General features: G+C 38.8%; 29 protein-coding genes and 1 riboswitch. Of the genes, 25 read left to right on the forward strand and 4 right to left on the reverse strand.

Going from position 1 to position 25,258, the window contains the following annotated elements; genetic code table 11:
• The first annotated feature begins 9 nt into the window (after positions 1–9).
• The 3 genes from FB379_RS13430 to FB379_RS13440 all read left to right on the forward strand — a co-directional run bounded on the left by FB379_RS13430 (position 10) and on the right by FB379_RS13440 (position 2,191).
• A complete protein-coding gene (locus FB379_RS13430) occupies positions 10–1,203 on the forward strand; it encodes a bifunctional 3,4-dihydroxy-2-butanone-4-phosphate synthase/GTP cyclohydrolase II (RefSeq protein ID WP_063388637.1) in 1,194 nt (397 codons plus the stop codon).
• Between the two features lie 21 nt (positions 1,204–1,224).
• Positions 1,225–1,695: a 6,7-dimethyl-8-ribityllumazine synthase gene (ribH, locus tag FB379_RS13435; protein WP_144598202.1), complete on the forward strand. Its 471-nt coding sequence runs from the start codon at positions 1,225–1,227 to the stop codon at positions 1,693–1,695.
• Between the two features lie 127 nt (positions 1,696–1,822).
• Positions 1,823–2,191: a GNAT family N-acetyltransferase gene (locus FB379_RS13440; protein ID WP_063388636.1), complete on the forward strand. Its 369-nt coding sequence runs from the start codon at positions 1,823–1,825 to the stop codon at positions 2,189–2,191.
• Here the strand turns inward: FB379_RS13440 and FB379_RS13445 are convergent, their stop codons facing one another.
• Positions 2,192–2,716, reverse strand: a complete 525-nt coding sequence (locus FB379_RS13445) for a DUF309 domain-containing protein (protein WP_144598192.1) — start codon at positions 2,714–2,716, stop codon at positions 2,192–2,194. It abuts the gene before it with no gap.
• 183 nt (positions 2,717–2,899) lie between these two features.
• On the opposite strand from FB379_RS13445, the gene FB379_RS13450 reads away from it, so the two are divergent.
• From FB379_RS13450 to FB379_RS19040, 15 genes are all read left to right on the forward strand, one after another.
• The gene (locus FB379_RS13450) at positions 2,900–3,664 is read left to right on the forward strand and encodes a segregation/condensation protein A (protein WP_063388634.1); all 765 of its coding nucleotides are present in this window, start codon (positions 2,900–2,902) and stop codon (positions 3,662–3,664) included.
• Positions 3,645–4,229: an SMC-Scp complex subunit ScpB gene (gene scpB, locus FB379_RS13455; RefSeq protein WP_063388633.1), complete on the forward strand. Its 585-nt coding sequence runs from the start codon at positions 3,645–3,647 to the stop codon at positions 4,227–4,229. The genes FB379_RS13450 and scpB overlap by 20 nt, the downstream gene beginning before the upstream one ends.
• Positions 4,230–4,353: 124 nt before the next feature.
• Entirely contained in the window at positions 4,354–5,484 is a 1,131-nt protein-coding gene (locus FB379_RS13460; RefSeq protein ID WP_066247679.1) for a D-alanyl-D-alanine carboxypeptidase family protein, read from the forward strand.
• The gene (locus FB379_RS13465; RefSeq protein WP_063388631.1) at positions 5,481–6,071 is read left to right on the forward strand and encodes a nucleoside recognition domain-containing protein; all 591 of its coding nucleotides are present in this window, start codon (positions 5,481–5,483) and stop codon (positions 6,069–6,071) included. The genes FB379_RS13460 and FB379_RS13465 overlap by 4 nt, the downstream gene beginning before the upstream one ends.
• 2 nt (positions 6,072–6,073) lie before the next feature.
• Positions 6,074–6,604, forward strand: a complete 531-nt coding sequence (locus tag FB379_RS13470; protein WP_063388630.1) for a spore maturation protein — start codon at positions 6,074–6,076, stop codon at positions 6,602–6,604.
• 99 nt (positions 6,605–6,703) lie between these two features.
• The gene (locus FB379_RS13475; RefSeq protein WP_063388629.1) at positions 6,704–7,441 is read left to right on the forward strand and encodes a pseudouridine synthase; all 738 of its coding nucleotides are present in this window, start codon (positions 6,704–6,706) and stop codon (positions 7,439–7,441) included.
• 171 nt (positions 7,442–7,612) lie between these two features.
• Positions 7,613–8,134 carry a thiol-disulfide oxidoreductase ResA gene (resA, locus tag FB379_RS13480; RefSeq protein WP_063388628.1) on the forward strand — a complete coding sequence of 174 codons (522 nt, stop codon included), beginning with the start codon at positions 7,613–7,615 and terminating at the stop codon, positions 8,132–8,134.
• Between the two features lie 16 nt (positions 8,135–8,150).
• Complete coding sequence (gene resB, locus FB379_RS13485; protein ID WP_063388627.1) at positions 8,151–9,782, forward strand: cytochrome c biogenesis protein ResB; 1,632 nt, start codon at positions 8,151–8,153, stop codon at positions 9,780–9,782.
• A 24-nt stretch (positions 9,783–9,806) separates the two neighbouring features.
• Positions 9,807–10,982 (forward strand): c-type cytochrome biogenesis protein CcsB, encoded by a 1,176-nt coding sequence (gene ccsB, locus FB379_RS13490; protein WP_144598193.1) that lies wholly within the window; start codon positions 9,807–9,809, stop codon positions 10,980–10,982.
• 91 nt (positions 10,983–11,073) lie between these two features.
• Positions 11,074–11,796 (forward strand): response regulator transcription factor, encoded by a 723-nt coding sequence (locus FB379_RS13495; RefSeq protein WP_063388625.1) that lies wholly within the window; start codon positions 11,074–11,076, stop codon positions 11,794–11,796.
• Positions 11,793–13,559 carry an ATP-binding protein gene (locus tag FB379_RS13500; protein ID WP_063388624.1) on the forward strand — a complete coding sequence of 589 codons (1,767 nt, stop codon included), beginning with the start codon at positions 11,793–11,795 and terminating at the stop codon, positions 13,557–13,559. Before FB379_RS13495 ends, FB379_RS13500 begins: the two co-directional genes overlap by 4 nt.
• Positions 13,560–13,609: 50 nt before the next feature.
• On the forward strand, positions 13,610–14,194 hold the full coding sequence (locus FB379_RS13505; protein WP_144598194.1) for a cob(I)yrinic acid a,c-diamide adenosyltransferase: 585 nt from the start codon (positions 13,610–13,612) through the stop codon (positions 14,192–14,194).
• 92 nt (positions 14,195–14,286) lie between these two features.
• Positions 14,287–14,877 carry an RNA polymerase sigma factor SigX gene (gene sigX / locus FB379_RS13510; protein ID WP_130157469.1) on the forward strand — a complete coding sequence of 197 codons (591 nt, stop codon included), beginning with the start codon at positions 14,287–14,289 and terminating at the stop codon, positions 14,875–14,877.
• Positions 14,852–15,964 carry a GerMN domain-containing protein gene (locus FB379_RS13515; protein ID WP_144598195.1) on the forward strand — a complete coding sequence of 371 codons (1,113 nt, stop codon included), beginning with the start codon at positions 14,852–14,854 and terminating at the stop codon, positions 15,962–15,964. Before sigX ends, FB379_RS13515 begins: the two co-directional genes overlap by 26 nt.
• Positions 15,965–16,048: 84 nt before the next feature.
• The gene (locus FB379_RS19040; protein ID WP_261308724.1) at positions 16,049–16,183 is read left to right on the forward strand and encodes a hypothetical protein; all 135 of its coding nucleotides are present in this window, start codon (positions 16,049–16,051) and stop codon (positions 16,181–16,183) included.
• On the opposite strand, the gene serA is transcribed toward FB379_RS19040, so the two are convergent.
• Together serA and FB379_RS13525 are read right to left on the reverse strand one after the other, a co-directional pair.
• Positions 16,174–17,745, reverse strand: coding sequence for a phosphoglycerate dehydrogenase (gene serA / locus FB379_RS13520; protein ID WP_066247685.1), 1,572 nt, complete (start codon positions 17,743–17,745; stop codon positions 16,174–16,176). The two genes, FB379_RS19040 and serA, sit on opposite strands and share 10 nt — an antisense overlap.
• Before the next feature lie 170 nt (positions 17,746–17,915).
• The gene (locus tag FB379_RS13525) at positions 17,916–18,413 is read right to left on the reverse strand and encodes an inorganic diphosphatase (protein WP_063388619.1); all 498 of its coding nucleotides are present in this window, start codon (positions 18,411–18,413) and stop codon (positions 17,916–17,918) included.
• A 142-nt stretch (positions 18,414–18,555) separates the two neighbouring features.
• A riboswitch (FMN riboswitch) is annotated at positions 18,556–18,707 on the forward strand.
• Positions 18,708–18,864: 157 nt separating this feature from the next.
• On the opposite strand from FB379_RS13525, the gene FB379_RS13530 reads away from it, so the two are divergent.
• Positions 18,865–19,446, forward strand: a complete 582-nt coding sequence (locus FB379_RS13530) for an ECF transporter S component (RefSeq protein ID WP_144598196.1) — start codon at positions 18,865–18,867, stop codon at positions 19,444–19,446.
• A gap of 134 nt (positions 19,447–19,580) precedes the next feature.
• Here the strand turns inward: FB379_RS13530 and FB379_RS13535 are convergent, their stop codons facing one another.
• The gene (locus FB379_RS13535; protein WP_063388618.1) at positions 19,581–19,829 is read right to left on the reverse strand and encodes a ferredoxin; all 249 of its coding nucleotides are present in this window, start codon (positions 19,827–19,829) and stop codon (positions 19,581–19,583) included.
• Between the two features lie 273 nt (positions 19,830–20,102).
• Here FB379_RS13535 and FB379_RS13540 point away from each other — a divergent pair, with 273 nt between their 5' ends.
• From FB379_RS13540 to FB379_RS13565, 6 genes are all read left to right on the forward strand, one after another.
• A complete protein-coding gene (locus FB379_RS13540; RefSeq protein ID WP_144598197.1) occupies positions 20,103–21,164 on the forward strand; it encodes a YpbB family protein in 1,062 nt (353 codons plus the stop codon).
• Positions 21,161–22,657: a RecQ family ATP-dependent DNA helicase gene (locus FB379_RS13545; protein ID WP_144598198.1), complete on the forward strand. Its 1,497-nt coding sequence runs from the start codon at positions 21,161–21,163 to the stop codon at positions 22,655–22,657. The genes FB379_RS13540 and FB379_RS13545 overlap by 4 nt, the downstream gene beginning before the upstream one ends.
• A gap of 4 nt (positions 22,658–22,661) precedes the next feature.
• A complete protein-coding gene (locus FB379_RS13550) occupies positions 22,662–23,285 on the forward strand; it encodes a CPBP family intramembrane glutamic endopeptidase (RefSeq protein ID WP_063388615.1) in 624 nt (207 codons plus the stop codon).
• Complete coding sequence (locus tag FB379_RS13555) at positions 23,260–23,907, forward strand: LysM peptidoglycan-binding domain-containing protein (RefSeq protein WP_158640203.1); 648 nt, start codon at positions 23,260–23,262, stop codon at positions 23,905–23,907. Before FB379_RS13550 ends, FB379_RS13555 begins: the two co-directional genes overlap by 26 nt.
• A gap of 70 nt (positions 23,908–23,977) precedes the next feature.
• A complete protein-coding gene (locus FB379_RS13560; RefSeq protein WP_063388613.1) occupies positions 23,978–24,430 on the forward strand; it encodes a DUF2663 family protein in 453 nt (150 codons plus the stop codon).
• A 130-nt stretch (positions 24,431–24,560) separates the two neighbouring features.
• A complete protein-coding gene (locus FB379_RS13565; RefSeq protein WP_063388612.1) occupies positions 24,561–25,142 on the forward strand; it encodes a genetic competence negative regulator in 582 nt (193 codons plus the stop codon).
• The last annotated feature ends 116 nt before the right edge of the window (positions 25,143–25,258 follow it).

A 25,258-nucleotide genomic window follows, 5' to 3' on the forward strand; every position in this document is an offset into this window, starting at 1 on the left:
GATAGAATAATGTTTCATTCCATTGAGGATGCCATCGCAGATTTAAAACAGGGGAAAGTGATCATTGTCGTGGATGATGAGAATCGGGAAAACGAAGGAGATTTTGTCGGTCTAGCTGAGTTTTCCACCCCTGAAATGATCAATTTTATGATTTCGAAAGGAAAAGGTCTCGTCTGTGTGCCGATCACGGAATCGTTAGCGCACCGTTTGCAGCTTCACCCTATGGTAGCGGAAAATACAGATTTGCACCAAACCGCGTTTACTGTCAGCATCGATCATCAAACAACAACGACGGGAATCAGCGCATATGAGCGAGCTAAAACGATTCAGTCGCTCATTCAGCCGGATGCAAGGGCGGAGGATTTTAAAAGACCCGGACATGTTTTCCCGTTGATTGCAAAGAACGAAGGAGTATTAAAAAGAGCCGGCCACACGGAAGCAGCCGTTGATTTGGCAAAGCTGGCAGGATGCTTTCCAGCTGGCGTCATTTGTGAAATTATTAATGAAGACGGAACAATGGCTCGGGTTCCTCAATTAAAAGAAATAGCGGAACAATACAATTTAAAAATGATCACGATTCAAGATTTAATTCAATACCGCAGAAAACGGGAGGAATTAATCAAAAAAGAAGTGGAAATCGAGCTTCCGACAGGTTTTGGCCGTTTTAAAGCCATCGGTTATACCAGCTTGTATGATGGAAAAGAGCATATTGCGCTGGTGAAGGGTGAAATTAAGCCGGAGCATCCCGTTTTAGTTAGAATCCATTCAGAATGCCTGACAGGAGACGTCTTTCATTCTCACAGATGCGACTGCGGCCCGCAGCTTCATTCTGCATTGAGTGAAATTGAAAAAGAAGGAAGCGGAATTTTGCTCTATTTGCGCCAAGAAGGCAGGGGGATCGGGCTAATAAATAAATTGAAAGCATATAAGCTTCAAGAAAAAGGTTATGATACGGTCGAAGCAAATGAGGAGCTCGGCTTTCAGCCGGATCAAAGAGAATATGCTGTTGCAGCACAGATGCTGAAGGATATTGGAGCCAAGTCTATTCGTTTAATGACAAACAATCCGAGAAAAATGAAAGAAATGCAAGAATACGGACTTGAAATATTGGAGCGGGTTCCAATTGAAATACCGGCAAACAAGGATAATGAAAAATATTTGAAAACAAAAAAATCGAAACTAGGACATCTACTTCATATTTAGCGGGAGGTTATACTAATGAGCATAAACAAAATTGAAGGACATTTAGTCGGAAAAGATTTGAAAATCGGAATTGTCGTATCAAGATTTAATGAATTTATTACAAGCAAGCTGTTAAGCGGAGCAATCGATGCTCTCATCCGCCACGGCGTTTCGGAAAGCGACATTGATGTTGCGTGGGTTCCGGGGGCTTTTGAAATCCCGCTTGTATCCAAAAAACTGGCTGAGTCCAAAAAATACGATGCGGTCATTGCCTTAGGAACAGTTATCCGTGGATCCACTACGCATTACGATTACGTATGCAATGAAGCGGCAAAAGGGATTGCGAACGCTTCTCTGCAAACAGGAGTGCCGGTAATATTTGGCGTCGTCACGACGGAAAATATCGAGCAAGCGATTGAACGAGTAGGAACGAAAGCGGGCAATAAAGGCTGGGACGCAGCACTATCGGCAATTGAAATGGCAAATTTAATCAAATCCCTCGCCCAACTTTAAAGAAAACAGTTTAAAATTCATAAGAAAATGTATATAATGTTAAGAGCAATATGATAAATGGGATTCAACACCAGTTGCCCATAAAATCTTTCTTGAAAGAATGTTATATATTAACGAGGGATCCAGCATGTTAGTTCGATATAAGAAAGCTTTTGAAAAAATTGCGATGGGGCTTCTTTCCTTTATGCCGAGTGAAAAGGATTTAAAGCAGCTCCAGCAAACGATGAAAACGTATGAAAATGACGAAAATTGGCAGCTTTTCTTATGGAAGGAAGAAGATGTTATCGGAGTGATCGGCGTTGAATTGAAAGATAAAGGAATAGTGGAAATTCAGCATATTTGCGTAAACCCGTCCCATCGTCATGAAGGAATCGGCAAAAAAATGATCAATGCCGTAAAAGAGCTATATAAAGATAAACATGTTATTCCTAGCGAACAAATTCAATCCTTTTTTGAAAAATGCGACCATGAACAATTGGAAAAAGAAGAGAGCTGATCACTCTCTTCTTTTTCTTTTTTTATGCCAATTTTTCAATCTCTCCTCAATGATGTCCGTTCGATCCCTTGTTTTATGTTTATGTATTAAAAAAACGTTTGAAATATCGCTAGGCTCACCGAACGTTTTTCCTCGTTCCTTTGCTGTTGTTAAGCAAATTTCGTATAGGTTTTGATCAAAAATCGGCAGCTGAATGCTTTTATATGGTTCTCTTTTTTGAATTCGACCAAAAGTGTCTTGTAAAATATGTAAGAGCTGTTCATCATCCAAACCGAGTTTGTTAAGAGACGCCGTTTCATTTTTTAAAATGCGAATAGCATTTTTCATCATCCGCTCAGCACCATTGAGATTTTTTCTCCTGTAATGATAAAAGCTAACGGCAATTTGTATGAGCCCGACCCAGATTTGTTTTCTCTCTTCTTTAGGATCTTTTTTCCACAATTCTTCTAAAATTTCATGACATTCAAAATAATCCCGGTCACAATGAAAATGATATAAAAACTCAATATATTCAGGTGGGTACATATTGAGAAAACTCCTTTTTTCTACTATATATGTTATAGTTTATGAAAATGGCTGCAAAAAAGAAAGTATTCATGCCTGATTTAAAATAAACAAAAATGAGCTTTGTTGAAAAAGAGTATTGGATGTATTTTTCTATTGGTCTATACTAAAAATTAGCCATTTATCGAGGGTGATGATCAGATAATGTATCTAGTAAAGTTAGAAGCTTTTGAAGGTCCGTTAGATTTGCTTTTGCATTTAATTCATCGTTTAGAAATTGATATATATGACATCCCTGTCAGCGAAATAACAGAACAGTATATGGAATATATTCACACGATGCAGGAGCTTGAGCTGGATGTTGCCAGTGAATATTTAGTGATGGCAGCCACATTATTGTCGATTAAAAGCAAAATGCTCCTTCCAAGACAGGAGGAAGAGTGGTCAGACGAGGAAATCATCGAAGAAGAGCAGTCCGATCCGAGAGATGAGCTTGTTACCCGTTTAATTGAATACAAGAAATATAAAGAAGCGGCAGTAAAGCTGAAAGAACTGGAAAGTGAACGGGCGCTTGTCTATACGAAGCCTCCAAGCGACTTGAGCGAATATTTGGAGGAAAAAGAGCCGATTTTGCAAAAAGGAAACGTAACGGTTTATGATATGATCGCTGCCTTTCAAAAAATGCTAAAACGAAAAAAAATTGAAAAGCCAATCGAACGAACCGTAGCAAAAGAAGAAATCCCGATCGAAAAACGAATGAAGGAAATGATCATGGAGCTGAAGGCATCGAAAAAGAAAAAGGAGTTTCACGATTTCTTTCCAGCTGACAGGAAGGATTATATGGTCGTGACTTTTTTAGCTTTGCTTCAGCTGATGAAAAATGAATACGTTCATGTAGAACAAGAACATAATTTTTCAGAAATTTATATTTACGGGAGTGAAAAGCTGCATGAGTTTAGGGATTATTGAATGGAAATCCATTTTGGAAGGGCTCTTATTTGCGGCTGGAGACGAAGGCCTTTCCATCAAGCAATTAACTTCCGTTCTTGAAATTGACGAAGCAACGGTTTTAAGCATTATTGAAGATTTAAAAGAGGAATACCAAAAAAAAGAACGGGGGATCGACCTTGTAGAAGTAGCAGGGGTTTACCAGCTCACAACCAAAAAGGAGCATGCACCATATTTAAAGCGGCTGATGGAAACTCCTATGAACCAATCACTCTCTCAGGCTGCGCTTGAAACATTGGCCATTATCGCTTATAAACAGCCGATTACCCGGATTGAAATAGAAGAAATTAGAGGGGTAAAGTCAGAAAGGCCGATCCGGACCCTTTTAGCGAAAGGGCTTATTCAAGAAGTCGGCAGAGAAGAGGGAGTGGGAAGAGCTATTTTATACGGAACGACAAAAGAGTTTCTTGAATATTTCGGATTAAAAACGATCGAAGAATTGCCTTCATTGACAGAGATCGAGAATGAAGAGCATTTTATTCAAGAAGAGGCAGATTTATTCTTTGAAAAATTAAATAACTTGTAAGTCGTCTCAGGCGGCAGTCTGAGACTTATTTTTATTTCACATTCTTTCAAATTCCGTTCATACGGTTGTCTTCTTTGCATAAACTTGTACAAAACGAATCGAATAAAGGGACGTGAAAGCATTAATGAACAAATGGACATCACGTATTAATGTATTCATTCTTTTTATATTGATAGGCCATTTTTTTATCCCGACAGCTCATGCAACTCATACGATTGAAGTTAGTGCAGAAAGCGCCATATTAATGGATCAGGAGAGCGGCCGGATCCTTTTTGAAAAAAACCCACATAAAAAAATGCGCATTGCAAGCATTACGAAAATCATGACGGCGATTTTAGCAATTGAATCAGGAAAAATGGATCAAAATGTGACTGTCAGTGACCGCGCTGTCCGAACTGAAGGGTCTTCCATATATCTTAAGCAAAAGCAAAAGGTGAAGCTGGAAGATTTGGTTTATGGTCTTATGCTAAGGTCCGGAAATGACGCTGCGGTGGCGATTGCTGAATTTGTCGGAGGCAGTTTAGATGGTTTCGTATTTATGATGAACGAAAAGGCGAAGGAAATCGGCATGACAAATACTGAATTTGCCAACCCGCACGGTTTGGATGATCACGAAAACCACTATTCTACCGCATATGATATGGCTCTTTTAACGAAATACGCCATGGAGAATGAAACGTTCCGCAAAATATTTGGAACAAAAGTTTATAAAAAAGACGGATTTCAGTGGAAAAATAAAAACAAACTTTTAAATTTATATGAATATTGTACAGGCGGTAAAACCGGGTACACAAAGAGGGCAAATAGAACATTAGTCTCCACTGCGGAAAAAGATGATTTACATTTAATTGCTGTTACGCTAAATGCTCCCGATGATTGGAACGACCATATGTCCATGTTTAACAGCGCGTTCAGCGAATATGATCAAGTGACGATCAAAAAAGAAGGATACCTTGCCATTGACAACAAGTTTTACAAAGACCGCATCTTCATTAATCGCGACATTGTTTATCCGCTGATGGAGGAAGAAAAAAACAAAATAAACATCCGTTTATTCCTAGCAAAACCGAAGGCTTCGTGGAAGAACCATCCTGAAAAGGTTCCAGAAAAAGTAGGAACATTGAGAGTGTTGCTCGATGGCGAAACGATTGAAGAAGTGCCGATCTATTTTGAAAACGGTGATGTAGAGCCTCCGCATGGCTGGTTTGGAAAGATGATCGATCTATTTTTTGATATGCTGGGTGTTTCCGCATGATTCATATTATTTGGGTTGCCTTAACTTTGATCGGCGTCGTATTTGCAATGTTCAACGGAACAATGGAGGAAGTGAATAAAGCCGTCTTTTCAGGTGCAAAAGAGGGTGTCACCATTGCCTTTGGCTTCATCAGCGTGCTTGTATTTTGGTTAGGCTTAATGAATATTGCTGAGAAAAGCGGTCTGTTAGAAAAGCTAGGGAATCTGTTCAAACCGCTGATGAGGAGAATTTTTCCTGATGTTCCCCCTGAGCATCCTGCGATGGGCTACATGCTGTCAAACTTGCTCGCCAATATGTTTGGGCTAGGAAACGCAGCTACACCGTTGGGAATTAAGGCGATGGAGCAGTTGAAAAAATTGAACAAAAATAAAGACCAGGCGTCCAGAAGCATGATCACCTTTCTAGCATTAAATACAACTGGATTGACTCTTGTTCCAACAACTGTAATTTCTATACGAATGACATACGGTTCGCATAATCCGACTGATATTGTCGTGCCAACGCTTCTGTCGACTTTCTTTGCTACCATAGCCGCTATTATGATTGACCGCTATTTTTACTATTTACGAAAAAGAAAAGGAGAATAACGATGGTGTTCATTAGTGCTGTTTCGATATGGCTGATCCCATTGATCATCGGTTTTATTTTGTTGTACGGGACTTTTAAACGCATTCCAACTTATGAAGCGTTTGTTGAAGGTGGAAAAGAAGGAATCGAAATTTCTTTTTCCATTATTCCGTATCTTGTCGGCATGCTCGTGGCAGTGTCTGTTTTTCGCGCTTCAGGGGCTCTCGATTTTTTTATGGACCTGTTAAAACCGATGTTTCAAGCTATCCACGTCCCGGCGGAAATTGTTCCGCTGGCGTTAATTCGGCCCATCTCTGGAACAGCTTCGTTAGGAATTATGAGCGATTTAATTTCAATGCATGGAGCGGATTCGTTGATCGGCCGACTGGCAGCCACCATGCAAGGGAGCACAGACACGACTTTGTATATCATTACAGTATATTTCGGTGCTGTTGGGATCAAGCGAATGGGCGATGCGATAAAGGTTGGGCTGCTGGCGGATTTTGCAGCCATCCTTTCTTCCATAATAATTGTTACGCTCCTTTTCGGTTAAGCTTTAATGAGCTTAGCTTTTTTATTTGCAAAAAAATAAATGCGTTCATCTTGTGTAACCAGACCGAAAGAAGGTAATATTTTTAGAGAGGTGAGATCAATGGAACGTTTGCAAAAGGTGATAGCGCGTTCGGGAATTGCTTCAAGAAGAAAAGCGGAGCAATTAATTTTGGACGGAAAAGTTACTGTAAATGGACAAGTTGTAACAGAGCTCGGAACAAAAGTATCTGACGAGGACAAGGTGGAGGTAAACGGGATTCCGGTAGAAAGGGAAGAACCGATTTATATTTTGTTTTATAAGCCTAGGGGAGTTATTTCGAGCGTGAAAGATGAAAAAGGGAGAAAAGTCGTCACCGATTACTTTCGAGATTTTGAGCAGCGCATCTTTCCGGTCGGCAGACTTGATTATGATACTTCAGGCCTTCTAATCCTGACAAACGATGGCGATTTTGCTAATTTGTTAATGCATCCACGATATGAAATTGATAAAGTGTATGTAGCGAAAGTTAAAGGAATTCCAGAAAGGAAAGAATTAAAACAACTGGAGCAAGGGATCATGCTGGAAGATGGAATGACAAAACCAGCAAAAGTCAAAATGCTTTCTTTAGATAAAAGAAAAAAAACGTGTATAATCGAAATTACCATTCATGAAGGAAGAAACCGGCAAATTAGAAGAATGTTTGATAAAATCGGCTATCCTGTGCTGAAGCTGAAAAGAGAACGGTACGCATTTTTAGATTTAAAAGGGCTCAATCCGGGTGCGTTCCGCGAAATTACTCCCCACGAGGTGAAGAGATTGCGGGCGCTGGCCCAGCACGGCAAGCATGCGAGAGTTTAGCCTAAAATCGGTTAAGCTTTCGCATTTATACCGACAAAACGTTGCAAACAATGTACTGCTTTAGGGGCTTACACGTTTTTATGTCACATAAACGTCAAAATTATTTTTCTGAATGAACGGAAATTCAATGATATAATAACAAGCGAATGAAAAACAAAGGGAGTACACACGATGAAAAAAAGGCGACTCATTACTCGCTCGATTATTCTTGTTATTTTATTAGGTGCTCTTGGATATACACTCTATTCAAATTTTTTTATGAGCAAAGAAAAAGTGAAAGTCGGATCAGCTGCGCCTGATTTTGTTCTTACTGATTTAGAAGGAAAAAAGCATCAATTTTCCGATTATAGAGGAAAAGGGGTATTTCTCAATTTCTGGGGAACGTGGTGCAAACCTTGTGAACGTGAAATGCCTTACATTGAAAGACAATATCAGCACTATAAAAATTTAGGCGTGGAAGTTTTAGCTGTCAACGTTGGCGAATCAAAATTAGTAGTGGAAAAATTTGCGGAAAAATACGGACTCAATTTCCCGATTGTCATTGACAAAAATCAGCAGGTGCTTCATGCATATGATGTAGATCCGCTGCCTACTACGTTTCTCATCGATAAGAACGGGAAGGTTGTCAAAATCATTACTGCACCAATGACGGAACGGGAAGTTCGAGATTACATGGAAATGATAAAACCATAGTTAGGGAGTTTTCAACATGAATCATGTGAAATGTGAATGCGGTCATGTAAATCCGTTCGGTACTGTGCTGTGTGAAAATTGCGGACGGGCCTTGGCAGCAGAGGGCGAAGGCAATTCGGAAAAACTTCATGATATGCGTTATGACGGAAGTGCCAGACGTTCTCAAACATATAATAAAACGATCGTCGATAAAGTATGGAATTTTTTCTCTTCTGTTAAAGTTGGAGTCTGGCTGATTGTGATAACGCTGATCGCATCAGCAATCGGAACGATTTTTCCGCAAGAATTGTACATACCTTCCAACGTAACGCCAGAGCAATTTTATAAAGATGAATATGGAATTTTAGGCCAGCTTTATTATCAATTAGGCTTCCACCGCCTATACGGTTCTTGGTGGTATATGACCTTGATCGCATCGATTGGAATATCGCTTGTGATTTGCTCGCTTGACCGGGTTATTCCACTTTATCGTGCCTTGAAAAATCAAGGTGTGTCTCGGCACGAGTCTTTTTTGAAAAGACAGCGCCTTTTTAGCGAATCATATGTGGACAATATTGAAAAAAATGTAGAACAAGTTAAAAAAAATTTAACAGCGCGCCGTTATCGCATTCGAGAAGAAAATGGAAACATTTTGGCAGAGAAAAATCGATTTTCCAGATGGGGTCCGTATGTCAATCATATCGGATTGATTATTTTTTTAATTGGAGCCATGCTCCGCTTTTTCCCGGGGATGTATGTGGATGAGGTTCTCTGGTTAAGAGAAGGGGAAACGAAAGAAATACCCGGGACAAATGGCGAGTATTATTTGAAACATCATCAATTCATTTTGGAAACTTATCAAAAGGAAAAAGAAAAAGATGTGTTTCAGGAAGCGATTGACCGTGTCGGCGATGGAAGCGTAGCTAAAAACTTCCAATCAAATGTGACGCTTTATAAAAAGCAGGGAGACAGCCTGCCGGGTGAAGAACCAAAATTAAAAGAGGTAAAAGACTTCAGCATTCGCGTCAACGAACCATTGAAATTTGATTCTTATGCTGTCTATCAAGTGAATTACAAGCTGAATGAGTTAAATAAAATGACGTTTGATCTTATCGATAAAAAATCGGGGAAAAGCTTCGGGAAAGTTGTCATTGACCTCTTAAATCCAGAAAAGAAATATGATTTAGGAAACGGCTATGCTGTTGAAATTGCCAGCTATCTTCCAGATTTTTATTTTGATGACGAAGGCAATCCAGCCACGCGGTCGAGAGTGCCAAACAACCCGGCATTTGTTTTTAAAATGATTGCACCTGACAGACCGAAGGGAGAAACGAGTTTCGTTGCCATCCAGCAAACGATTGAACCTAACGAGAATAACAAATACAAAATGAAATTTTCAGGAATTGAAACGAAAAACTTAACGGGTCTAGTTGTAAGAAAAGATTTAACTTTATGGGTGCTCGGTGTCGGCGGAGCCATTTTTATGATAGGCTTAATTCAAGGATTGTACTGGCAGCATCGCCGCATATGGCTGAAAGCGGATAACGGCAAAATCATGCTGGCGGGGCATACAAACAAAAACTGGTTTGGATTAAAAAATGAATTGGACATCATTTTGCGCGATACTGAAATTCAAAAGCCTGTTGACCAAAAACAATTAAAAGAATAGAACCTCATGAAGGAGGGGAAGTTTGTGGCTGAACTTAGCAGCACTTTATTATACATTGCGTTTATTTTGTATTTAATAGGAACATTCTTTTTTGGCGGTTCCATCCGTGACAAAAGAGGAAAGGATGAAAAAACGAATAGATGGGCGCGATTAGGCATTGCGGCGGCGATCCTCGGTTTTTTGTCTCAACTGGGATACTTCGTTACGAGATGGATCGCTGCTGGACATGCCCCGGTTTCGAACTTATTTGAATTCACGACATTCTTTGGTATGATGCTAGTAGGAGCATTTATCATTATTTATTTTATTTATAAGCTGTCTGCACTTGGCTTATTTACATTGCCAGTTGCACTTTTATTGATTGCATATGCCAGCATGTTTCCGACAGAAATCAGCCCTTTAATACCAGCTCTTCAAAGCGATTGGCTGAAAATCCATGTAACAACAGCTGCTGCCGGACAAGCTATTTTGGCGATCAGCTTTGTAGCCGGAGTCCTGTATTTAACAAAGGTTGTGGATCAATCAAAAGCAACAAAAAAGACGTTTTGGCTTGAATTTGTCATGTTTGTATTAGTCACAACACTAGCATTTGTCATTGTCACAACCGTGTTCCGAGCAATGGATTATGAATCAGTGTTTAAATGGATCGATAAAAATGGACAAGAGGCGGAAATGGAATTTCATTTGCCTGCTCTCGTTGCGCCGCACGAAGGAGAATTGTTGACAAAAGATCGGCTTGCAGGCTTTGTGGAATTGCCGGCGATTTTATCGGCCAGAAAGGTGAACACTGTTTTATGGTCCACATTTGTAGGACTGATTTTATACGGAGTGATCCGCCTAATATTGAGAAAGCGTATTTCTGCAGCGTTGCAGCCTTTAGTGAAAAATTTAAATTTGGATGTGGTGGATGAAATTGGCTACCGTTCAGTAGCGATTGGATTCCCAGTATTTACGCTAGGTGCTTTAATATTTGCCATGATTTGGGCGCAGATCGCTTGGACCCGATTTTGGGGCTGGGATCCGAAAGAGGTTTGGGCATTGATCACTTGGCTGTTTTACGCGGCATATCTTCACTTACGGCTTTCGAGAGGATGGCATGGAGAAAAATCAGCATGGCTTGCGGTTATCGGATTTGCGATCATCATGTTTAATTTAATTTTTGTAAACCTTGTGATAGCTGGTTTACATTCATATGCATAAACGGATTGGCTGACTCATGATACATGCTGGAATTTGGATCATTATCATTTGAGTCAGCTCTTTTTTAACCTGATCAAGGGAGGAATAAAATATGTCAGAGAACCAGGATGTAACGATTTTAGTGGTAGATGATGAAGAAAGAATTCGCAGGCTTTTGAAAATGTACTTAGAAAGGGAAAATTATCAAATAGATGAGGCGGAAAATGGTGATGAAGCGCTTGAAAAGGCTCTTTGTGTCGATTATGATTTGATTATTCTGGATATTATGATGCCCGGAATTGACGGAATCGAAGTGTGCAAGCAGCTGAGAGAAAAGAAAGCCACTCCTGTCATTATGCTGACAGCAAAAGGAGAGGAGGTAAACCGTGTTCAAGGGTTTGAGGTCGGTGCGGACGATTATATTGTAAAACCGTTCAGCCCGAGAGAGGTTGTTTTGCGTGTGAAAGCGATTTTAAGAAGGGCGTCACAAACAAGCTATTTAAAAACCGATTCATCGGCGAAAAATGTGATCGTTTTCCCGCACTTAACAATCGATCATGATGCTCATCGCGTGACGGCCGACGGCAAGGAAGTCAACTTAACCCCGAAAGAGTACGAGCTGCTTTATTTTTTGGCAAAAACTCCTGATAAAGTATACGACCGGGAAAAGCTGCTGAAGGAAGTATGGCATTACGAATTTTTTGGAGATTTACGAACAGTTGACACTCATGTGAAAAGACTTAGGGAAAAATTAAACAAAGTTTCGCCTGAAGCCGCCAAAATGATCGTGACTGTTTGGGGTGTCGGCTATAAATTCGAGGTCGTTGAAGAATGAAATTTTGGAGAAGCGTTGTTGGCAAGCTTTGGATGACCATTTTATTTCTTGTGATAGTGGTTCTGTCGATTTTAACCATTTTGCTGCTCGAGTTTATGGAAAATTATCATATAAAAGATGCCGAGCAAAAATTGACCCAGCTTGCCAATAAAGCAGCCATTATTATGGAAAATCATCAAAATACACCATTAGCCGGCTCCATCGCAACTGAACTTTCTGATAAACTAACAAGTGTGTATATCGTTGATGGTGGAAAAACATATTGGCAAAAACAAAATGACGGGGCGGGTGTCGCTCAATATTCATTAAATGAAATCATCAGTGAAAAAGAGCTGTCAAAAGTATTGGAAGATCAAGAAAAAATCAGCCTTGTAAAAAGCTTTCCGCAAACGAATGATCACAATAAATTCAACAATGAAATGATGATCGTCGGAGTGCCTTATCAATCTGGAGCGATATTTGTCGTACAATCTTTGTCGGCCATTAATGAAACAACAAAACAAACAACTAAATATATTTTTATGGCAGCATTTATAGCTATTATATTAACGACCGTTTTTGCCTTTTTTTTATCAACCCGCATTACTTATCCGCTCCGAAAAATGAGAGAAGTCGCGATTGAAGTGGCGAATGGAAAATTTGATACGAAAGTTCCGAAGCTGACAAGCGATGAAATTGGTGAATTAGCTGTTGCCTTTAACCAAATGGGCCGGCAGGTGAAATTCCATATTAACGCTTTGCGGCAAGAAAAAGAACAGCTTTCAAACATTTTAAGCAGCATGGCCGACGGTGTCATTACGTTAAATATCGATGGAACGATTTTAGTCACAAATCCTCCTGCTGAACGTTTTTTGCAGGCATGGTATTATGAAAACGGAATGAATCCGAAAAAGGAACATGAGCTTCCGCCGGCTATTGAAGAGCTGTTTAAACGAGTGACGACGACTCACCGCGAGCAGGTTACTGAGATTACTTTGCAAGGCAGAACATGGGGAGTGATCATGAGCTCTCTTTATAATCAAAATCGTGTTCGAGGAGCGGTCGTTGTATTGCGCGATATAACGAAGGAAAGACGTCTCGACAAATTAAGAATTGATTTTATTGCCAATGTGTCCCACGAGCTGCGGACGCCTATTGCCATGCTGCAAGGATACAGCGAAGCTCTTCGCGATGACATTGCAGGAAGCGAAAAGGAGCGGAAGGAGATTGTTCAGGTTATTTATGACGAATCATTGCGAATGGGCCGATTGGTGAATGATTTATTGGATTTGGCCAGAATGGAGGCAGGACATATTTCCTTAAATATACAAGATGTCAAATTGAAGCCTTTTATTGAAAAAATTATTCGCAAATTTCAAGGCATTGCAAAAGAAAAACAGATTCACCTCGAATATTTGCTGAATGTTCAAATGGATTCCTTTTCGTTTGATCCGGACCGCATTGAGCAAGTACTGACCAATTTAATTGACAATGCCATCCGCCATACGAGTGCACAAGGATTTGTAAAAGTAATTATTTCAGAAAGCAATGGTTTAAAAATAGATGTTCAGGACTCAGGAAGCGGAATCAGTGAAGAAGATCTGCCGTTTGTGTTTGAACGCTTTTATAAAGCTGACAAAGCGAGAACGCGCGGAAGAGCAGGTACGGGTCTTGGGCTTGCCATTGCGAAAAATATTGTCGATGCCCATAAAGGGGTAATACAAGTTCACAGCAAATTAAATGTTGGAACGACATTTACCGTACTATTGCCGCAAACATCGTAAAAATTTGCCGATCTTTATTGTTTCACACGTAACAGAAGGGAGGTTTGGCAATGAATTTATATACGCGTACAGGGGATCAAGGACAGACGAACGTTATTGGTGCGCGCGTCGATAAAGATGATCCAAGGGTGGAAGCTTACGGAACGATTGATGAATTGAACGCTTACATAGGCTATGCAAGGACGTTTTTAACAGATAAAGCGTTTCAAGATATTTACGAAGAGCTTGAAAAAATTCAGCATCATTTGTTTGATTGTGGATCTGACATAGCGGTTGTGTACGAAAAACAAAAACATCCGTTTAAAACGACGGAGGATATGATCCATTTTTTAGAGGAACGAATCGATCAATATGTAGAAGAAGCTCCTGCATTAGAAAAATTTATTTTGCCCGGAGGAACGGAGGCGGCCAGCGTTTTACATATTGCGAGAACAGCTGCCAGAAGAGCAGAGCGTTTAATCGTTTCTTTAATGAAAGAGGTTAAAATTCATCATCCGGTCCTCATTTACATGAACCGTCTGTCTGATTATTTATTTGCTGCTGCTCGGGTTGTAAATTACCGCCTAAACGTGAAGGATGTCGAATACGAACGAAGCGGGAAGGTGTTCCGGACAAATAATAGCAAAAAAAATTGACACCGAGGGTCTCTTTTATAAGACCCTTTCTTTTTTGTTTGTAACATGTCATGCGTCTCTTTCGACAAATATTTTAAACGGAGGGTATGTGCATGGATGAATCGTTTCAAAGATTATACGAAAAATATCATCAAGATATTTTTCAGTTTTTATATTATTTGGTGAAGGATCGGGAACAAGCGGAAGATTTGGTGCATGAAGTGTATATAAAAGTTTTAAAATCATACTCGAGCTTTGAAGGACGAAGCAGTGAAAAAACATGGTTATTTTCCATTGCTCGGCATGTAGCGATTGATTTTTTTCGAAAGCAAAAAACTCTCCGTCAGCGAATAATGGAAAAATTTGATTTAGATCAAGCACAAATTGCGGATCAAGAGCCCCTCCCGGAAGAAATAGCTTTACAACGAGAAGAAATACAGATGCTATACAAAGCAATGAATGACTGTAATGTGAATCAAAGAACCGTTTTAATTTTACGGTTTATAAAAGAATTATCTGTTGCAGAAACAGCCGAGGTGTTGGGGTGGACGGAAAGCAAAGTCAAAACAACCCAGCATCGGGCTTTAAAAGTGTTAAAAAATTATATAGATAAAGCTATGAAAGAACAAGGTGCCACGAAAGATCAGGGAGCTATGACAGAACAGGAGGTAGTTTCAAGTGAAAAACTCTCGGTGGAGCGATGAACAAATCAAAAAATGGATAAGCGAGTTTCCAAAAGTAGAAGATTCCCGCAGTTCATTCGAGATTTGGAACAATATTACCGAGAAAAAAAGAAAAAGAACAATATTGAAATTCATTGTTCCATCAGCTTCGATTGTTGCTTTGACAGCAGCCGTCACTTTAGTAGTTTTTCCGCTAAGCAACAGCAAAAATGAACAAACCCAATATTCATACAACAAAAAGGCCGAAAACGCAGGAAACAGTCATTTAACCGAAAGTCAAACGAATGAGGCTTCGCCGAAGTATCGTTCCATAGTTCCAAATTCTTCAACTGAACAAATTATCACAGTAGGGCTTTTAGATGAAAGCAAACAGCATGTCGTTCCTCTAAGCTTTAAAGGAAATCAATTCGAGCCTGCCGTCAAGCAAATAAATGACGTCTTAAACAAGATCGATGTGAAACGTTTCAATCTTTCAGCTTTTGCCTTTCAAGATGCAGACATTTATGAAAGCAAAAGCCGGAATGACGAGGTGATCATAAATTTTGAAAAATTGAATATAAAAGACCGTTTCCATAATGAACAAAATTTTAGAGAAGTATTAAAAGAAACATTTCGATGGCAAAATTATAAAAAGGTGCGCTTATTTATAAATGAAAAGCAGCATGTTCCTTCTGAACATTTTGTTTCCGAATTTCAAATAAAGAAGCTGCTGAAAAAAGCCTATTTCTTGTTTTTCCCTAAAAATAGCAGCAATCCTTTGCTCGTTCCATCAAAAAATGAATATGAAACAATTGAAGATGCAATGAATGCCATGCAAAAAGGGAAGGAAGACGGTCTTGAACCTTCCATTAATAATTCCGTTAAAATTAAGCAATTGAAAAAGGATGATGAACTGCTTACGGTCACTTTTGAAAATGCTTCAAAAATGAAAAACACAGAGCATACTGAAGTTATGCTGGAAGCGATTTTAATGACAGCGAAAGAATTCGGCTTTAAGAAAGTGAAGTTCGAAGGCTTTGATGCGAAAAAAATCGGAAATATTGATATTTCAAAACCGGTGGAAGTGCCTTTTTCGCCTAATTTTATTGACCTGAAAGTTGATGCATAACAAAAGGAACGGAAATAGGTCTAAACATAAAGACACCATCATAAATATTGAGAATGTATGAAAGGAGGAAAGGAGGATGAACGGATGCTGGATTTAATGAGGAGGCTGGGTATTGCCCTAATTATGGGGCTTTTCATCGGTCTTTTGTTTTTGGGAGGATTAAAAACAGAGGAGCCAGGAGAGATAAGCCCTCCCAGCACCTTTAAATATTATAAATGAATAGTTTTGGCAGAAACGATGTCATCGAACTGGACTAACGCTTCAATAAGCTGATCATCAATCAGTTTATCACAAGTTAAAACCATGATTGCTTCGCCGCCGATGTTTTTACGTCCAACCTGCATTGTTGCGATGTTTACGCCATGGTCGCCAAGTACTTTTCCGACGCGTCCAATAACACCTGGTTTATCGATGTGTTCTACATATAATACTTCCCCTGCCGGGTAAAAATCGATATCAAAACCGTTTAAATCAACAATTCGTTCACCGTAGTTTGGAATATACGTTGCTTTTACGGAAAAAGTCCGATGATCTCCATCTACTTGAACAGCGATGCAATTTGCATATCCAGAACCGTTTGAAGCAATTTTTTCGCTGAAGCTGATGCCGCGTTCTTTGGCGATGAGGCCAGCATTCACTTCGTTAACAGTTGAATCAACCCGTTCTCCTAAAAATCCAGCAAGAAATGCTTTCGTAATAAAAGACGTTTCGAGTTCAGCAACCGTTCCTTCGTAAACGATTCCGATATGTTGAACAGGTTCTTTCATGTATTGAGAAGCAAGCTGACCCAATTTTTTGGCCAATTTATAAAACGGCTGTATTTTGTCAAATATATCTTTTGTTAATGTTGGTAGATTAATAGAATTTGTAACAGGTTTTCCATTTAAAAATTTTAATACTTCTTCAGCAACTTGAGAGGCAACGTTTAATTGGGCCTCTTTCGTTGATGCTCCTAGATGCGGTGTAGCAATGACCTGTTCAAAATCAAGCAGCTTCCGATTTACTGGAGGCTCGACTTCAAATACATCAAGAGCTACGCCTTTTACATGTCCAATTTCTAAATAATGAATTAATGCTTCTTCATCGATGATGCCGCCCCGGGCGCAGTTTAATAAATAAACTCCTTTTTTCGTTTTTCCGATATTTTCTTTTCCTAATAAACCTCTTGTTTCTTTTGTCAATGGTGTATGAACAGTAATGATATCAGCTTGCGCTAAAACTTCATCGAGCTTGCAGCTGTTTACTCCCAATTTTTGCGCCCGGTCTTTTGTTAAAAATGGATCAAACACCAAGACGTTCATTCCAAAAGCTTTTGCTCTTTTGGCAATTTCGCTGCCGATTCGGCCTAAACCGATGATTCCTAAGCTTTTGCCGTATAGCTCAGTACCGAGAAAGGCGGAGCGGTTCCATTCACCTGATTTAACGGAAACATTTGCTTGTGGAATATGACGAACAAGCGATGCCATCATGGCAAATGTATGCTCGGCAGTTGAAATCGTATTTCCGTCAGGTGCATTAATCACGACAACTCCGTATTTTGTCGCTGCTTCAACATCGATATTATCGACTCCGACGCCTGCTCTTGCGACAATTTTTAAATTTGTCATTTTTTGAAGCAGTTCTTCTGTTACTTTCGTTGCACTGCGGACGAGCAGAGCATCATATTTTTCCAGGTCGTCAACTTCACTTACTTTTTTCTGAACGACATTGATGTTTTCATCGTTCAATAATGGTGCTAATCCATCGCTTGATATTGAGTCAGAAACAAGAACATGAAACATTTTCTAAGATCCCCCTAGTGAACGAATTAAAAATGAAAACAAAATTTCTGATTATTTTATCTTAACTGATCTATGTTGTCAAGGTTCAAAACTTTACAGTTTGAAAACGTTTACTGCGTGTAAAAAGGGAAAAAGAGAGTTGCTTCTGAAGAAACAGCTCTCTTTTTTGTTTAATTGTTAGATTCATTGTATCGTGCGATACATTCGTCAATTAGTTTTGCCGCTGCTTCAGGTCCTTCCCAGCTGCCGATTTCGGTCCGTTTTCCTTCCAAATCTTTGTAACGTTCAAAGAAATGGGCAATTTCTTTTAATTTGTGCTCCGGCAGATCTTCAATCGATTGAACATGGTCAAAACGAGGATCATCTACAGGAACGCCGATTAATTTTGCATCTTCTTCACCGCTGTCGATCATGTTTAAATAGCCAATGACACGCGATTCTATGACGCATCCAGGGAAAGTCGGATTGGTGACGATTACGAGAATGTCAAGAGGATCGCCGTCAAGTGCTAAAGTATTTTCTAAATAACCGTACTCTGCAGGGTAAAACATAGGCGAATAAAGAACCCGGTCTAGTTTAAAAACGCCTTTTTCCTTGTCATATTCATATTTGTTTTGGCTTCCTGTCGGAATTTCAATAAAAGCTTCGACAACTTTATTGTTTGCCATCGACAAAATCCTCCTTTATTATGTATGCCTTTTTATTATAGAGGATGTAAAAAATATTGGCAATTGTAGAAAAAAGACAATGAAATAAAATAAGTTTCTTTTTTTTTTATTATTGTATATAATGAAGATAAAAAAAATATGGATTCATCTTCGGGGCAGGGTGAAATTCCCGACCGGCGGTGATAAAAGCTTTTAAGCTTTTTTAGCCCGTGACCCGTAAAGGTGTTTTTCCTTTACGGTGGATCTGGTGAGAATCCAGAGCCGACAGTATAGTCTGGATGGGAGAAGATGAGGGTTCAGGCGTTTCAAAAAATATGATCATTGAAACGTTTATTTAAACCTGCTTACAATTCTCCCTCTGCGTCAATGTAGAGGGTTTTTTTATTGAAGCAGGAGATGGACCCTTCCTTCTTTTCAAGATGGATCACAGAAAGAAAAGGAGAGAAGGACTGTGTTAAAATCAAAGGCATTTAAACTTGTTTTTGTAGGAATGTTGAGCGGGATTTCCTACTTGCTTATGGCTCTTAACTTTCCGCTTCCGGGACTTCCGGCATTTTTAAAAATTGATTTCAGCGAAATTCCTGCTATGCTGGCGACGATTTTATTAGGGCCGATTGCAGGATTGGCTGTAGAAGCGATTAAAAATACGCTTCATTACATCATTCAAGGAAGCGCGACAGGAGTTCCGATTGATCAGTTGGCAAATTTCTTGGCCGGATTGTTTTTCCTTTTGCCGTTTGCATTCGTGTTTCAAAAAGTTCGTTCGATGAAAGGGGTTCTTTTCGGTTTAGCTGCCGGGACCATTTCGATGTCAGTAGCCATGAGCTTATTGAACTATTATTTCATTTTGCCGGCATATACGCTGTTTTTAAATATGCCGCAAATGTCGATTGCAGAAGTGAAGCAAGTCATTATTGCCGGGATTTTGCCTTTTAACCTCATTAAAGGAACAATTATTGCCATTGTCTTTTTAATGATTTACGGCAGAATAAAAGAATGGCTTCAACATAAATTTAACGTGCAAAATGCATAAATTTATATGCAAAAAAGCGGAGATCAGCCGCTATGATGTTTCGCATCATAACGGTGCTCCGAATTATGATACACAAAACCCCCACAGAAATTCGTTTTTCCGTGGGGGTTGTTCTTTTAAAGCTGATGAAACAGCTATTCAAATTTTAAAGGATCGCCGTCAAAGGGTTCATCAGCAATTTTAATGGAATCTGTTGGGCAACCTTCAAAAGCATCCATTAAATCATCTTCTAAAACTTCTGGAACTTCAACCGTCCCTTGGTTATCATCTAGAATAACGTATGCGATTCCTTCGTCGTCATAATCATAAATATCTGGCGCTGCTGCCCCACATGCACCGCATGCAATGCATGTTTCTTTGTCAACGATTGTATATTTTGGCATTGTCTAACCTCCTGTATAAATGAAATGAGTAGAAGTCATAAAAGAGAAAGAAACATTTATCTTCCACTTCAGAATGTTTTATATAATAATCAGAATACCACATAATTATTGTAAGATGGAATATTAAACATTTCAATAAAAAAAGATGAAAAGTCATAGTATTTCGATAAACTTACTTAAATCAATCATTCATTATATATTTTTCGACAATTATTGGATAAATTTTGATAAAATAAGGATTGAACAGAAGGTTTCAATTTTTAAGGTGATCAAATGCCTCTCTCTTATTTGGAAGGAATTATCCTTTATTGTTTTCAACAGCTCAAATGCGAGCGATCGAAAGCAGCTGTTTTTCATTTATTAAAAGGAAAAAAATCTTCTCAAACGATTCAAGATAGCATTATTTTTCATTTATCGAACTTATTTGGGATTTGCCGTGAGCTCGAGCTTGAAGAATATAATCACTTGTTAAACAGATTGGTTCAGCTGTCATATGTCAAACAAGTAAAAGGCGAGTTTTATATGGTCACAATGAACGGCGAACGGGTGCTGCAAGAATTTTTGTCAGAAAAACCGTTTCCTGATAAGCTGGATGGGGCCACCTACAATGATATAGGAAAAATTTTTTGGCAGCGTTTATCTTTATTTGTTCAAACGGTTTCCCATCTAGTTTATAACCATTCGAAATTTTTACCTATAACAAATAATGGTCAGCTGTTGCATTTTGTCAAAACATACATATTACAGATGAAAGAGACAAAGAAAAATATCGGAAATCGAACGTTTTTGGAAATGAACCGTTTGCTTGAATGTTTAGATGAAAAGGGAGCTATCTTAGTTGTCAATCGTTTGTCCGGCTTTAAAAAAAATGGAATCACCTTTGAACAGCTTGCAGCAGCTGCGAATGAAGATCCTTTTTATTTGAAGCTTATGTTTCAAGCTGCCGTCATTCAAATGGTGAACGAATTGCAAAAACGTTCTGATCAATATCCGATATTATTCGGTCTTTTACGAGATTTGATAAAAAAACACCCGCTAACCGCATCGGCGGAAAAAACGTACTGCTTGTTGGCGGAGGGGTTGGACATTGATGAAATTGCAGCAGTCCGAAAGCTTAAAAGAAATACGATTGAGGACCATATTGTTGAGATTGCTTTAAACATGCACGATTTTGCCTTCGAACCTTATGTAAGCAAAGAAGATGTGCTCAAAATCGGGCAAGCGATTGAAAAGCTGCAAACAAACAAGCTGAAAACAGTTAAAGAATATCTTCAAGATCAATACAGCTATTTTCAAATTCGGCTGGCAATGGCTGCAATAAGGAGATGGCAATGACGAAAGATCTTTTTACTTTGCTGAAGGAAAAATTCGGTTATTCAAGCTTTAAAACAGGCCAAAAGGAAATAATTGAAGATGTTATTAGCGGACATGACGTAGTTGCCATGCTGCCGACAGGCGGTGGAAAATCATTGTGCTATCAGCTTTCTGGCTATTGTTTACAAGGTGCTGTATTAATAGTGTCCCCGCTATTGTCGCTCATGCAAGACCAGGAACAGCAGATGAAAATGTTTGGAGAAAAAAGAGTCATTGCATTAAACAGCTTTTTAACCCGATATGAAAAAGAAAAAGCTTTTCGGCAATTGCACCGTTACAAATTTATATTTTTATCGCCTGAAATGTTTAAATCAAAAAGGCTATTGGATGCATTGGCGCAAATCCAAATATCTTTATTTGTCGTCGATGAAGCGCATTGCATTTCACAGTGGGGACATGATTTTCGGCCTGACTATTTAAAGCTCGGAAAGGTAAGGGAGATGATCGGTTCTCCTCCTTGTTTGGCGATGACCGCCACAGCCACTAAAGAAGTGCTGAACGATATCGCGAAATGCTTGCATTTAACCGATGCAACATTTCATATTCATTCTATTGACAGGCAAAACGTTGCCATTAATGTTGAAGCCGTAAGCAGCCAAGAGGAAAAATTGGAGCGATTAGCCGAATGGCTGAAAATGTTAGAAGGGCCGGGTATCATTTATTGCTCCACAAGAAAGTGGGCGGAAGAGCTTGCCAGATGGATTGAACAAAAGGGAATGACAAATGCGGCTTATTATCATGGCGGAATGGAATATGAAGATAGAATGTTGATTCAACAGCAATTTTTAAATGACGAACTTTCGGTTATAACGGCGACAAATGCTTTTGGAATGGGAATAAACAAAAAAGACGTTCGATTTGTCATCCATTTCCATTATCCTGCTGACATGGAATCATACGTACAAGAAATAGGCCGGGCCGGAAGAGATGGAAACCAAAGCATTGCAATTGCACTTGTAGCAAAGGGTGACGAGGAGTTTCCCCGGTCGATAATACGTTCTGAATTTCCTGAAAAAAAAGAGATTGAGTTGATTGTTAAAACGATTCGGTTAAAGGGATGCTTTGATTTAACAGATGAAGAGTGGAGCAGCTTCGGCTTGTCTGATGTACAGAGGAGATTTTTACAATATAATTTCCAAATGTTGGATGAAAACATGTATCATTGGACGACTGATCAGATCGTAAATTATGTATGGAGCAAGATTGAAGATCGAATGAAAATGAAATTTAAAAAATTAGCCGACATGGAAGCATTTTTACGAGCAAAAGCATGCAGGCGGAACATGATTTTAAGCTATTTTCAGGAAAAACCTTCAACAAAGGTTTCGATTTGCTGCGACAATTGCGGAATAAACGATCGTTTTTTTATCCGAAAAAAAATTCATTCATCCCAGCCAATGATAAAGTGGGATTGGAAGCAAGAATTAAAAAGGCTGTTTCGTCAAAGTGGGTGAAGGCGTGATTAAAAGACAAGAAGAATTGATAAAGAACATGACCGATCGAGAGCTTTTATTTCATCTCATGGTCACTCAGTCGCTATTTCTTCTTATATCGATTATTTTAGGGTTCATTTTTTTTGACCGTGCGGAGGATTTTTTTCAATTATGGGAATTGAGTTGGGAAACGATAGCTGTTGGCTTGCTTGCAACAGTTATCGTTCTGCTCATTGATTTGGTAATTATGAAATGGGCGCCAAAAAGCTGGTACGATGATGGAGGAATCAATGAAAAACTGTTTCAAAACAGAAGCTTGCCGGAAATTTTTTGGATGACCCTTATCGTTGCTTTTGCGGAAGAAATATTGTTTCGCGGGGTTCTGCAAACCCATTTCGGACTGTTTATCGCCAGTTTGATCTTTGCCTTCATGCATTTTCGTTATCTTTCAAAATGGCTGTTATTTGCAACGGTTTTGTTCGTCAGTTTTTTTCTCGGAGTGATATTTGAACTGACTGAGAATATTTTAACAACAATTTTCGCTCATTTTCTTATCGACTTTGTATCGGCAGTGCAAATTCGCTTTCAATATTTGAAAAATAGTAAAGGCGATGGGAGGGACGATGAAGAAGATGACAAGTCCGTATGAACATGACCAAGCTGAGCGTTTAAGGGAAAAAATGATTGATGAAATAAAAGAGAGAACGGGGACATATCCGTCTCGGAGTGAAGTGCATAAAAAAAGGCGGAAGAAAAAAAAGAAAATGAACTATCCGCTTTTGCGTATTCTCGTCTTTCTTTTTATATTAGTGCCAGTCGTTGTTTTATTTTTAACTTCTTATTTGGAACGAAATCAATCAAACCGTAGCGGGGAAAATCTTTCAGATTTTGACTCTGTAATTATTAAAAATAATAGCGGGAAGTCTGTTCAAGAAGAGAGAGTGGAAGAAAATAATTCCTCTAACTCAGACAAAGAAGGAAATCAGAATGAACAGGAAGCTTCTCCAACGACTGAAGAACAATCCTCTTCCAACAGCACAAGAGACGAAACCCGAAAAGAAATTTCTGGAAATGAAAGCGATGGAAACATGGAAGAAAACAGACGCATCATTACTCATGTTGTCCAGCCGAACGAAACGCTATATAAAATCTCGATGAAGTATTATAAAAGCCGAAATGGCGAAGAGCTTATTCGAGAATGGAATCATCTTCAAGATTCCAACATTTATGTCGGACAAGTTTTAAAAATCCCTTTAGATAATCCCCAATAAATAAAAATTTTTCATATTTGAAAAAGATCATGCATAACTTGTACAAAAAACTTTGGGGGATTTTAAACGAATGGAAAGGCAAATTAAAGATCTGCCCTATACAGATCAACCTACCAAGCATATGCTGCAAGGGCTCATTGAGCGTAAAAGAGAATTCGAAACATATAAACAGAAATGTTTGGTTTGGCAAATAATTACATTTGTGGAAGTGATTATTTTTATAGTGTTTATTTATTTCAACGTATATCAACGATTGGAAACAGATCTTTTGTTTGTTTTATTCTATTTTTTTCAATCATCACACTTATTCGCCGTTTTGCTGATTGCATTCAGCTATTCAACAGCCGTTTATTTTAAAAAGAAAGAAGAAAAAGCGGAAAAAGAATATCATGAGCTTAGATGGGAAATTATTGATAAAAGCACTGATTTTTGGAAAAGCGAAGAAGAGTGGATGAATCGCGACAAGGTTTTTTCTGTTATGAAAAAAGAATTCGATATTAATCTCTATTATAAAACGAAATAAAAATGTGATTTGTGAGTAAAAATGCTTGTCTTCACCCCCTCGTAATTGTAAACTGTTTACTAACTAAAGAACCATCTTTTAGAATCAACATACAATATCGTATGATGTATTGACGGCAGGAGGGAAGAAGATGCGGCTCGAGCGTCTTAATCATAATAAAATTAAAATTTTCCTGACTCTAGATGATTTGTCGGATCGCGGCTTAACAAAAGAAGATCTATGGAACAACTCTTTAAAAGTTCATCAGCTTTTCCGGGAAATGATCAATGAGGCAAGTGAAGAACTCGATTTTCATGCAAACGGTTCGATTGCGGTCGAGGTTTATTCACTAAAAGCACAGGGAATGGTGATTATTGTTTCCAAAAATAATGATGAAGAACTTGAAGATGAATTTTTAGATGATTATATTGAAATGCAAGTAAAAGTGGATGAACATCAAGATATATTGTATGAGTTTTTGAATTTCGAAGATGTCCTCGATCTTGCAAAAGTTCTTCAACGTTTCGAAATAACAGAAGGCGCGCTATATTCATATCAGGGACGATACTACCTGCTGTTTGATGACATCTCTAAGATTGAAACGGAGCATCTTGTTGCAATTTTAGCGGAATATGGAACGCCGACACATATGACAACTCATAGACTGCATGAATATGGAAAATTATTGATAAAGGATCACGCTGTTCGTCTTTTGAATGACTATTTTTCCTGAGGCTGACAAAACATCGCCTTTCAGCGATGTTTTATCAGCTTTTTTTGCGTAGATTTAGTATTTTATTTGATAAAAAACAAAGCGGTTTGCCGCTTTCTTTTTTTAACAAGAAATTC

Origin of the sequence: Aeribacillus composti (assembly GCF_007827555.1) — a bacterium.
Taxonomy (GTDB): domain Bacteria; phylum Bacillota; class Bacilli; order Bacillales; family Aeribacillaceae; genus Aeribacillus; species Aeribacillus composti.

What these genes read in the sequence shown, in the direction of transcription:
- resA (WP_063388628.1), top strand. Translation starts at nt 7,613, where the DNA reads ATGAAAAAAAGGCGACTCATTACTCGCTCGATTATTCTTGTTATTTTA.
- FB379_RS13500 (WP_063388624.1), top strand. Translation starts at nt 11,793, where the DNA reads ATGAAATTTTGGAGAAGCGTTGTTGGCAAGCTTTGGATGACCATTTTA.
- FB379_RS13555 (WP_158640203.1), top strand. Translation starts at nt 23,260, where the DNA reads ATGAAGAAGATGACAAGTCCGTATGAACATGACCAAGCTGAGCGTTTA.
- FB379_RS13475 (WP_063388629.1), top strand. Translation starts at nt 6,704, where the DNA reads ATGGAACGTTTGCAAAAGGTGATAGCGCGTTCGGGAATTGCTTCAAGA.
- FB379_RS13505 (WP_144598194.1), top strand. Translation starts at nt 13,610, where the DNA reads ATGAATTTATATACGCGTACAGGGGATCAAGGACAGACGAACGTTATT.
- scpB (WP_063388633.1), top strand. Translation starts at nt 3,645, where the DNA reads ATGAGTTTAGGGATTATTGAATGGAAATCCATTTTGGAAGGGCTCTTA.
- FB379_RS13465 (WP_063388631.1), top strand. Translation starts at nt 5,481, where the DNA reads ATGATTCATATTATTTGGGTTGCCTTAACTTTGATCGGCGTCGTATTT.
- FB379_RS13540 (WP_144598197.1), top strand. Translation starts at nt 20,103, where the DNA reads ATGCCTCTCTCTTATTTGGAAGGAATTATCCTTTATTGTTTTCAACAG.
- sigX (WP_130157469.1), top strand. Translation starts at nt 14,287, where the DNA reads ATGGATGAATCGTTTCAAAGATTATACGAAAAATATCATCAAGATATT.
- FB379_RS13430 (WP_063388637.1), top strand. Translation starts at nt 10, where the DNA reads ATGTTTCATTCCATTGAGGATGCCATCGCAGATTTAAAACAGGGGAAA.
- FB379_RS13445 (WP_144598192.1), bottom strand. Translation starts at nt 2,716, where the DNA reads ATGTACCCACCTGAATATATTGAGTTTTTATATCATTTTCATTGTGAC.
- serA (WP_066247685.1), bottom strand. Translation starts at nt 17,745, where the DNA reads ATGTTTCATGTTCTTGTTTCTGACTCAATATCAAGCGATGGATTAGCA.
- FB379_RS13440 (WP_063388636.1), top strand. Translation starts at nt 1,823, where the DNA reads ATGTTAGTTCGATATAAGAAAGCTTTTGAAAAAATTGCGATGGGGCTT.
- FB379_RS13460 (WP_066247679.1), top strand. Translation starts at nt 4,354, where the DNA reads ATGAACAAATGGACATCACGTATTAATGTATTCATTCTTTTTATATTG.
- FB379_RS13535 (WP_063388618.1), bottom strand. Translation starts at nt 19,829, where the DNA reads ATGCCAAAATATACAATCGTTGACAAAGAAACATGCATTGCATGCGGT.
- FB379_RS13470 (WP_063388630.1), top strand. Translation starts at nt 6,074, where the DNA reads ATGGTGTTCATTAGTGCTGTTTCGATATGGCTGATCCCATTGATCATC.
- FB379_RS13450 (WP_063388634.1), top strand. Translation starts at nt 2,900, where the DNA reads ATGTATCTAGTAAAGTTAGAAGCTTTTGAAGGTCCGTTAGATTTGCTT.
- FB379_RS13525 (WP_063388619.1), bottom strand. Translation starts at nt 18,413, where the DNA reads ATGGCAAACAATAAAGTTGTCGAAGCTTTTATTGAAATTCCGACAGGA.
- FB379_RS13565 (WP_063388612.1), top strand. Translation starts at nt 24,561, where the DNA reads ATGCGGCTCGAGCGTCTTAATCATAATAAAATTAAAATTTTCCTGACT.
- FB379_RS19040 (WP_261308724.1), top strand. Translation starts at nt 16,049, where the DNA reads ATGCTGGATTTAATGAGGAGGCTGGGTATTGCCCTAATTATGGGGCTT.
- FB379_RS13495 (WP_063388625.1), top strand. Translation starts at nt 11,074, where the DNA reads ATGTCAGAGAACCAGGATGTAACGATTTTAGTGGTAGATGATGAAGAA.
- resB (WP_063388627.1), top strand. Translation starts at nt 8,151, where the DNA reads ATGAATCATGTGAAATGTGAATGCGGTCATGTAAATCCGTTCGGTACT.
- FB379_RS13545 (WP_144598198.1), top strand. Translation starts at nt 21,161, where the DNA reads ATGACGAAAGATCTTTTTACTTTGCTGAAGGAAAAATTCGGTTATTCA.
- FB379_RS13560 (WP_063388613.1), top strand. Translation starts at nt 23,978, where the DNA reads ATGGAAAGGCAAATTAAAGATCTGCCCTATACAGATCAACCTACCAAG.